Raw genomic sequence first — 7085 nt, 5'->3', positions numbered from 1 at the left:
GCTCGCCCGCCTCGGCGATCCGCGACCCGGACAGCCCCCCGGCGCGCACCCAGAGGGTCAGCCCGCCCCGGGGCACCGAGAACTCCCAGGCGGGCAGCTCGGCGCGCAGGGCGGTGACGAGGGCATCGCGGTTCTCGCGGGCCTGGGCGCGCCGCAGTTCGACGGCCTGCGCCCAGCCGCCGGTGGAGAAGAGCCAGTTGACGGCGAGCTGCTCCAGGACCGGCGTACCGAGGTCGGCGTACGCGCGCGCGGCGACGAGGCTGCGGATGACGTCGGGGGCGGCGCGGACCCAGCCGATGCGCATCCCGGCCCAGAACGCCTTGCTGGCCGAGCCGACGGTGATCACGGTCGACCCGGCGGGGTCGAACCCGCAGACGGGGCGCGGCATCGCGACGTCCTCGTCGAGCCACAGCTCGGTCATCGTCTCGTCGGCGACCAGCACCGTACCCGCGGACCGGGCGGCCTCCACGAGCCGGCGCCGCTGGTCGTCGTCGGCGAGGGCGCCGGTGGGGTTGTGGAAGTCGGCGACGACGTAGGCGATGCGCGGGGCGGCCTCCCTGAGGACCTGCCGCCAGCGGTCCATGTCCCACCCGGCGAGCCCCTCGGCCATCGCGACGGGCACCAGCCGCGCGCCCGCCTCCCGCATGAGCTGGAGGATGTTGGCGTACGACGGCGACTCGACGGCGATCCGCTCGCCGCGCCCGCCGAAAAGGTGGCAGATCGCGTCGATGGCGCCCATCGCGCCGGTCGTCACCATGATCTGCTCGGGCATGGTGGGGATCCCGCGCGCGGTGTACCGCTCGGCGATCATCGCGCGCAGGGCGGGCAGGCCCGCCGGGTAGTCGCCGTGCGTGTGCGCGTACGGCGGCAGTTCCTCCAGGGCGCCCTGGACGGCGCGGGTGAGCCACGGCTCGGGCGCGGGCAGGGCCGCGCAGCCCAGGTCGATCATCGACCCGAGGTCCTCGGGGGCGAGCGGTTCGAGCCCGCGCGCGGGCAGGGGGTTGCCGGCGGGAACGACGGTCCAGCTGCCGGCCCCGCGCCGCGACTCCAGGAACCCTTCCGCGCGCAGCGCCTCGTAGGCCGCCGCGACGGTCGTACGGCTCACGGACAGCGCGAGGGCCAGTTCGCGTTCGGCGGGCAGGCGCGCGGCGACCGGGACGCGGCCCTCCAGGACGAGGAGGCGTACGCCGTCGGCGAGCGCGCGGTAGGCGGGCGGGCGGCGGGTGCCGGGCCCGGCCGGACGCTCCTGCTGGGACGTCAGCAGCCGCGCGAGTTGCGCGGGCCCCACCGCCGAGGTCCACTGCGCCATACAGATCAGTCCACCTTCCCCGAATTGGCCCTGGATGCGTCACGCATCCCCCCAACAGAGTGACAGACACCAGTCCACTTTCACTACCAGGGGGTCCCCTTGTCCGCCTCGGTCACGCGTCACCGTCTGGGACGCCGTCTCGTACAGCTCTACGTCGGGCTGGCGCTGTACGGCGTCAGCTCGGCGCTCCTGGTCCGCGCGGGGCTCGGTCTGGAGCCGTGGGGCGTGCTCCACCAGGGGCTCGCGGAGCTGACCGGGCTGACGATCGGCGAGGTCGCCATCGTCGTGGGCGCGCTGGTGCTGCTGCTGTGGATCCCGCTGCGCCAGCGTCCGGGGCTCGGCACGGTCTCCAACGTCTTCGCGATCGGCCTCGCGATGGACGCCACCCTCGCTCTCGTCCCCGACGCGCACGGCCTCGCCGTACGCGTCCCGCTGATGGCCGCCGCGATCGTCCTGAACGGCGTGGCGACCGGGCTGTACATCGCGGCGGCGTTCGGGCCGGGGCCGCGGGACGGGCTGATGACGGGGCTGCACCGGCGTACCGGCCGCTCGATCCGGCTGATGCGGACGGCGGTCGAGGTGGCCGTGGTGGTGACCGGGTTCGCGCTGGGCGGGACGCTCGGGGCCGGGACGGTGCTGTACGCGCTGGCGATCGGGCCGCTGGCGCAGGTGTTCCTGAAGGTGTTCGCCGTCGCGCCGGCACCGCGCGGCAGCGCGGCCGTTGCCACCGGGACACCGGAGGGGGCCATACTGCCGCGGTGACCACGCTGATACGCCACCCGTACCTCGACCACCCGGGGCCCATCCCGTTCGCGCACCGCGGCGGGGCCGCGGACGGCCTGGAGAACACCGTGGCGCAGTTCCGGCGCGCGGTGGAGCTGGGCTACCGGTACATCGAGACGGACGTGCACGCCACGCGCGACGGCAAGCTGGTCGCCTTCCACGACTCCACGCTCGACCGGGTCACCGACGGCGCCGGACGGATCGCCGACCTGCTGTGGAAGGACGTCGCACGCGCGCGCGTGCGCGGCGAGGAGCCCGTACCGCTCTTCGAGGAGCTGCTGGAGACGTTCCCGGAGGTCCGCTGGAACGTCGACATCAAGGCCGAGCCCGCGATGCACCCGCTGCTCAACCTGATCGCCCGCGCGAACGCCTGGGACCGCGTCTGCGTCGGCTCCTTCTCCGAGGCCCGCGTGATCCGCGCCCAGCGCCTGGCGGGCCCGCGCCTGGCCACCTCGTACGGCACCCGGGGGGTGCTGAACCTGCGGCTGCGGTCCTGGGGCGTGCCTGCGGCCCTGCGTCGTACGGCGATCGCCGCGCAGGTGCCGGAGGCGCAGTCGGGCATCCAGGTGGTGGACCGGCGCTTCGTGCGCCTCGCGCACGCGCGCGGGCTCCAGGTCCACGTGTGGACGGTGAACGAACCCGGCCGCATGCACCGGCTTCTGGACCTCGGCGTGGATGGCATCATGACCGATCACATCGACACGCTGCGCGAGGTCATGCAGGAGCGGGGCGTCTGGGCCTGAGCCCCCGCGCGGCGGTCCCACGGGGAAGCGAGGCACGGGTGGGGAGCACCGGCACCCTGGTGGCCGACACCACGGACCGGCGGCGCGAACAGCGCGGCTGGTACTTCTACGACTGGGCGTGCTCGGTCTACTCGACGAGCGTCCTCACGGTGTTCCTGGGCCCCTATCTGACATCGGTGGCCGAGAACGCGGCCGACGCCGGCGGGTACGTCCATCCGCTGGGCGTGCCCGTGCGCGCGGGGTCGTTCTTCGCGTACTCGGTGTCCCTGTCGGTGATCGTGGCCGTCGTCCTGATGCCCCTGGTGGGCGCGGCGGCCGACCGCTCGGGCCGCAAGAAGCCGCTCCTGGGGATCACGGCGTACACCGGCGCAGCGGCCACCCTGGGGATGTTCTTCCTGGACGGCGACCGCTATCTGCTGGGCGGGCTGCTGCTGATCGTCGCGAACGCCTCCCAGGCCGTGTCGATGATGCTCTACAACGCCTACCTGCCCCAGATCGCCGGCCCCGAGGAGCGCGACGCGGTCTCCTCGCGCGGGTGGGCGTTCGGGTACGCGGCCGGGTCGATCGTCCTGATCGTCGACCTGGTGCTGTATCTGGCGCACGACTCGTTCGGGGTGTCCGAGTCGACGGCCGTACGGATCTGTCTCGCCTCGGCGGGCCTGTGGTGGGGCGGGTTCACGCTGATCCCCCTGCTGCGGCTGCGCGACCGGCCCTCGGCCCCGCGCGCGGGCGCGTCCTCGCCGGGTCTGAGGCAGTTCGCGGCGACGATCCGCGACATGCGCCGCCACCGGCTGACCCTCGCCTTCCTGCTGGCCTATCTGATCTACAACGACGGCATCCAGACGGTGATCTCCCAGGCGTCCGTGTACGGCTCCGAGGAGCTGGGCCTGAGCCAGTCCACGCTCATCGGGGCCGTCCTGCTGGTGCAGGTGCTCGCGGTCGCGGGCGCCCTCGGGATGGGCCGGCTCGCCCGGACGTACGGCGCCAAGCGGACGATTCTCGGCTCGCTGGCCGCCTGGACGCTCACCCTGGGCGCGGGCTACTTCCTGCCCGCCGGGAACCCGGCGGGGTTCTTCCTGCTGGCCGCCGCCATCGGGATGGTTCTCGGCGGCAGCCAGGCCCTCTCGCGCTCGCTCTTCTCCCATCTGGTGCCGCCTGGGAAGGAGGCCGAGTACTTCTCCGCGTACGAGATGAGCGACCGCGGGATGAGCTGGCTGGGCCCGCTGCTCTTCGGCGTCACCTACCAACTGACCGGTAGCTACCGGGACGCGATCGTCTCCCTCGTGGCCTTCTTCGCCCTCGGGTTCGTGCTGCTCGCGAGGGTCCCGGTGGAGCGGGCGATCCGCGACGCGGGAAATCCCGTACCCGAGAAGATTTAGCGCTCAGGGCGAAAGGGCGGTAGTGTACGCGTTTGGCCTGCCAGGCGTACCGTTACTGCGCGTCAAAGATGCCGAAACGCTGGGTTGCATCTCTGAACAGATGTGACAAAGCGGGCGCTGGTGGGTACTGCACTGATTGAGAAGGCTGCGGCTACGACGGCGACGCATGACCCGGAACGGGAATCTTTACCGCCGACCGGACGTTGACCGGATGACGACGACAGCGACACCTGTCCTGTGGGCGACAAGCCCGGGAGGCACGATTCATGAGTGAGCGAGCTCTTCGCGGCACGCGCCTCGTGGTGACCAGCTACGAGACGGACCGCGGCATCGACCTGGCCCCGCGCCAGGCCGTGGAGTACGCATGCGAGAAGGGGCACCGGTTCGAGATGCCCTTCTCGGTCGAGGCGGAGATCCCGCCGGAGTGGGAGTGCAAGGTCTGCGGAGCCCAGGCACTCCTCGTGGACGGCGACGGCCCTGAGGAGAAGAAGGCCAAGCCCGCGCGTACGCATTGGGACATGCTGATGGAGCGGCGCACCCGCGAGGAACTCGAAGAGGTTCTTGAGGAGCGTCTGGCCGTGCTGCGGTCCGGGGCGATGAACCTTGCGGTGCATCCTCGGGACAGCCGCAAGTCGGCGTAGCCCTGCGAGGCTCGGGCCGGCTTTTCAGCATGCGTTGATTTCGATGACCGCGGGCGCCGTACGTGAGGTTTGCGTACGGCGCCCGCGGTCTTTCGGCTGCCGGTTCCCCGGTCGGTGCGGAAACGACCGAGCCGGCCGGTGCTGAGAAGTTCAGCGCCGGCCGGCTCGGTGTTGTGCCAAAAGCTCAGTACGTCAGCGGCGGGCGCTCGTCCCTCGGGGTGTCCGGCTTCGTGCCGTCCTCCCTGATCACCTCGCCCTGGACGACCTTGCCGTCGGGGCGGTGGATGCGGGCCTGCTGGAAGGCGTCGCCCAGGGTGCCGGGGGTGGTGGCGCTCAGTCTGCGGGTCACGGTGCGCTCCGCGTAGGCCGACAGGGCCTTCTGGACCGGGGGGATCAGCAGGAGGAGGCCCAGGGCGTCGGAGATCAGGCCGGGGAGCATCAGGAAGAGGCCGCCCAGCATCATGAAGCCGTTCCCGCCGCCGGACTCCGCGGGGGAGCCGCCTCGCTGGAGGGCCTCGTTCAGGGCGCGGAACGCCCTGCGGCCCGCGCGTTTGATGACCGCCGCGCCCAGGACGATCCCGGCCACCAGCAGCAGGAAGACGACGAAACCGCTCGCCGCCTTCGCCACCACGGTCAGCAGCCAGATCTCCAGCACCAGCCAGGCCGCGATCCCGAGCGGCAGGAACGTCCGCAGGCGGGAGCGCGGGGGCCGTACGGAGGACGTGGGGGTCGATGCGCCAGTCATACGTCCAGTGTGCCTGGAAGGGGCTCAGAGCGGCATAAGGGCATGATCAGCCCAAGCTGTACGGCTCCACCGCCCCGCCACACACACCAGCGGCTACGGCTGCTGCCCCTCCACCGGGCGCGCGGGCGTCGGCTTGTCGCCCTTGCCGGTCAGCTTACCGACCCGCTCCGAGGCGCCCCACGCCGTGACCCGCCACAGCGCCTCGACCATGATGTCCCGGCTCATCTTCGAGTCGCCGAGTTCGCGCTCGACGAACGTGATGGGGACCTCGACGACGTGGAACCCGGCCTTCACCGCGCGGCGGGCCAGGTCGACCTGGAAGCAGTACCCCTGGGAGGCGACCTCGTCGAGGCCGAGCCCTTCGAGGGTCTCGCGGCGGAAGGCCCGGTAGCCGCCGGTGATGTCGCGCAGCGAGAGGTCGAGCGCGAGGCGGGAGTAGAAGCTGCCGCCGCGGGAGATGAACTCGCGGGACTTCGGCCAGTTCACCACCCGGCCGCCGGGCACCCAGCGGGAGCCGAGGACCAGGTCGGCGCTCTTCAGCGCGGTCAGCAGGCGGGGCAGTTCCTCGGGCTGGTGGGAGCCGTCCGCGTCCATCTCGACCAGGACGCCGTAGTCGTGCTCCATGCCCCAGCGGAAGCCCGCGAGGTAGGCGGCGCCGAGGCCCTCCTTGCCCTTGCGGTGCATCACGTGGACGTGGTCGTCCTCGGCCGCCAGCTCGTCCGCGAGCTTTCCGGTGCCGTCGGGGCTGTTGTCGTCCGCCACGAGGATGTGGGCCTCGGGGACCGACTCGCGGACCCGGCCGACGATGCGCTTGATGTTCTCCGCCTCGTTGTAGGTCGGAATGATCACCAAGGTCTCGCCCAGCGGGCCGAACCGCCGTTCGCGGTCCTGTGCCGAGGTCCCGTCGCCGTCGTTCACCGCTACCCCTTCAAGTCGTACGCAGGGGACCACCATAGTGGCCGCTGTCTGCGGCGACATGCCGGATCATGCTTACAGTGGTGTCGAATCCCCAAGAGTGGGGTAAGACTGCACGTTCGCCCGCCCCGCTCCCCGACTTCGCGGTGTACGACGAGGATGCGCGAGGTGAACTCTGCGGGTGGAGGCCCGGCGCCCTTCGGGCCGACCAGGGGCCCGCTGGCTGCGGGTCGACCGAAAGCCGTTGTCTACTGAACGCCGGGCCCCACCCGGGTCGCACCTCCCCGTTCGGCGGAACGTTCCGTCGCCGCTGTGCGAGCGCTGGGCCTGGCTCCCAGTGGCGGTGCCCTCGGCAGTGCACCGTCCCTGACCCAGTGGCGCCGCGGCGAGTCCCGGAGGTTCTCCGAAGGGGCGTCCGGCAGTGGACTCGGCCGAACCTACCGGTCCCCCGCCGCCCACTGTCAACACCCGCGCCACCTGCGCTTCTCTCCTCAACGCGCTGGTCAGAGGGGAGGAGGCCGCCGTGCGGGTAGCCCGCGCAGACGGGTGATCCTGGGGCTGTCCCTTATA

7 protein-coding genes are annotated in these 7085 nt (G+C 71.8%); 4 read left to right on the top strand and 3 right to left on the bottom strand.

Annotation, left to right across the window (positions count from 1 at the left end; translation table 11 throughout):
- A partial coding sequence (locus AOK24_RS19985; protein ID WP_055721428.1) for an SCO1417 family PLP biosynthesis transcription factor occupies nucleotides 1-1309 on the bottom strand: 1309 nt, incomplete at its 3' end.
- 99 nt (nucleotides 1310-1408) lie between these two features.
- Here AOK24_RS19985 and yczE point away from each other — a divergent pair.
- The 4 genes from yczE (at nucleotide 1409) to AOK24_RS19965 (ending at nucleotide 4855) form a co-directional block, all read left to right on the top strand.
- Nucleotides 1409-2071, top strand: coding sequence for a membrane protein YczE (gene yczE / locus AOK24_RS19980; RefSeq protein ID WP_055721427.1), 663 nt, complete (start codon nucleotides 1409-1411; stop codon nucleotides 2069-2071).
- On the top strand, nucleotides 2068-2835 hold the full coding sequence (locus AOK24_RS19975; protein WP_055721426.1) for a glycerophosphodiester phosphodiesterase family protein: 768 nt from the start codon (nucleotides 2068-2070) through the stop codon (nucleotides 2833-2835). Before yczE ends, AOK24_RS19975 begins: the two co-directional genes overlap by 4 nt.
- A 38-nt stretch (nucleotides 2836-2873) precedes the next feature.
- On the top strand, nucleotides 2874-4214 hold the full coding sequence (locus AOK24_RS19970) for an MFS transporter (protein ID WP_055721425.1): 1341 nt from the start codon (nucleotides 2874-2876) through the stop codon (nucleotides 4212-4214).
- Between the two features lie 266 nt (nucleotides 4215-4480).
- Nucleotides 4481-4855 (top strand): RNA polymerase-binding protein RbpA, encoded by a 375-nt coding sequence (locus tag AOK24_RS19965; protein ID WP_010357981.1) that lies wholly within the window; start codon nucleotides 4481-4483, stop codon nucleotides 4853-4855.
- Between the two features lie 184 nt (nucleotides 4856-5039).
- Here AOK24_RS19965 and fxsA read toward each other — a convergent pair whose 3' ends face one another.
- Nucleotides 5040-5600: an FxsA family membrane protein gene (gene fxsA, locus AOK24_RS19960; RefSeq protein WP_055721424.1), complete on the bottom strand. Its 561-nt coding sequence runs from the start codon at nucleotides 5598-5600 to the stop codon at nucleotides 5040-5042.
- A gap of 93 nt (nucleotides 5601-5693) precedes the next feature.
- Nucleotides 5694-6518, bottom strand: a complete 825-nt coding sequence (locus AOK24_RS19955; RefSeq protein ID WP_055721423.1) for a polyprenol monophosphomannose synthase — start codon at nucleotides 6516-6518, stop codon at nucleotides 5694-5696.
- Nucleotides 6519-7085 lie beyond the last annotated feature (567 nt).

This window comes from Streptomyces niveiscabiei, from assembly GCF_001419795.1.
Classification (GTDB): Bacteria; Actinomycetota; Actinomycetes; order Streptomycetales; family Streptomycetaceae; genus Streptomyces; species Streptomyces niveiscabiei.
Note: the sequence above shows the minus strand (reverse complement) of the source record. Positions and strands in the feature narration are given on the sequence as shown.